The organism is Mesorhizobium sp. WSM4837 (assembly GCF_055811435.1).
Genome location: NZ_JBVVQE010000193.1, coordinates 1 through 1,405 on the forward strand (window position 1 = coordinate 1; position 1,405 = coordinate 1,405).

At 57.9% G+C, this 1,405-nt stretch carries 2 protein-coding genes; one reads left to right on the forward strand and one right to left on the reverse strand.

All coding sequences use genetic code 11. The annotated features are described in order from the left end of the window. The first annotated feature begins 91 nt into the window (after positions 1 to 91). Positions 92 to 1,120 (forward strand): IS110 family RNA-guided transposase, encoded by a 1,029-nt coding sequence (locus AC0L3D_RS36625; RefSeq protein WP_473647523.1) that lies wholly within the window; start codon positions 92 to 94, stop codon positions 1,118 to 1,120. On the opposite strand, the gene AC0L3D_RS36630 is transcribed toward AC0L3D_RS36625, so the two are convergent. Beyond that, a partial coding sequence (locus AC0L3D_RS36630) for a hypothetical protein (RefSeq protein ID WP_473647524.1) occupies positions 1,087 to 1,405 on the reverse strand: 319 nt, incomplete at its 5' end. The genes AC0L3D_RS36625 and AC0L3D_RS36630 overlap by 34 nt on opposite strands.

A 1,405-nucleotide genomic window follows, 5' to 3' on the forward strand; every position in this document is an offset into this window, starting at 1 on the left:
CAGAAGATGGGATGGTTGCCGCCCTCCCCAGACGGCATCGCAATGTGCCAAGGTCGTGGTGTTCAACGCCACATGAAGGAGAGGACGGCAAATGAAAGATACTATGATCGGGGTGGACCTGGCAAAGAACGTTTTCCAGCTTCACGGCGCGACAATGACGGGGCATCTGAGATTCCGTAAGAAGCTGACGCGGTCACGGTTCCGGCAGTTCATGGCATGCCAGCCGCCTGCTGTGGTTGTGATGGAAGCATGCGGCAGCGCGAGCTACTGGGCTCGAGAAATGGTCAAGCTTGGCCACGAGGTGAAGCTGATCGCACCTCAATATGTGCGGCCCTTTGTCAAACGGCAGAAAAACGATGCTGCCGATGCTGAAGCAATCGTCGTTGCAGCACAGCGCCCGGAGATGCGTTTTGTACAGCCGAAGTCGGAAGATCAGCAGGCATGCGCTGTGTTGTTCCGAGGTCGGGAGCGCCTCCTCCATCAGCGCACCGAGCTTGTGAACGCTCTGCGTTCGGTGCTGTACGAATATGGTCACATCATTCCGAAAGGGATCGCCCATATCAAGCGGATTGAGACTATTCTGGAGGAGCCGAACAGTGAGCTGCCTGCTCTGGTGCGCGAGGAATGCTTTGATCTGCTCGAACAGATTGCTGAAAAGACGGCCCGGATCGACGTCAAAACGGCAAAGGCCAAAGCCCTTTCCCTGGCGACCGATACAGCGCGGCGCCTGCAGACAATGCCTGGTGTCGGGCCCCAGACCGCGTTGGCGATCAGCGGCTTTGCTCCGCCGATGGAGAGCTTCAAACGCGGGCGGGACTTTGCGGCCTGGCTTGGGCTCGTGCCACGTCAATACACCTCCGGCGGCAAGGAGCGACTTGGACGCGTGTCGAAGGCTGGCCAGACCGATATCCGGTCTTTGTTGATCATCGGCGCCATGTCACGCCTGACAGTGCTGGCCCGCAAATCCATCGTCGAGGGTTCATGGCTGGCACGGATGCTGCGTCGCAAGCCGCTCATGCTGGTCGCGATCGCGCTTGCGAACAAGATGGCGCGGGCGATCTGGGCGATGATGACAAAGAAAGAGGATTATCGAAATCCGGCGCGAGTTGTGGCTGCATGACGCATATGCATCACCACACAAACTGGCGCCGGTGAAAAAGGTGTAGGAAGTCGATGACCTGAATGGGCACAATGATCGAAAAGATCTGGATTGGGAAAACCAGCCGTCGTTCCCGAGCTTGAAAGCTCTTGCAGAAGATTTGGACCCGATCCGCAGATCACCATACCGGCCCGCGGCTTCTTGAAAGGCCGCAACGACAGGCCTGAGAGAAGAACGCACTCGATCACCGGCACATCAGGTTGGAAGGCTTCTTGCATCAAGGGCGGCAACCAGAGAAGAACGACG

Coding starts and splice junctions, on each gene's coding strand:
- AC0L3D_RS36625 (WP_473647523.1), top strand. CDS start 92: ATGAAAGATACTATGATCGGGGTGGACCTGGCAAAGAACGTTTTCCAG.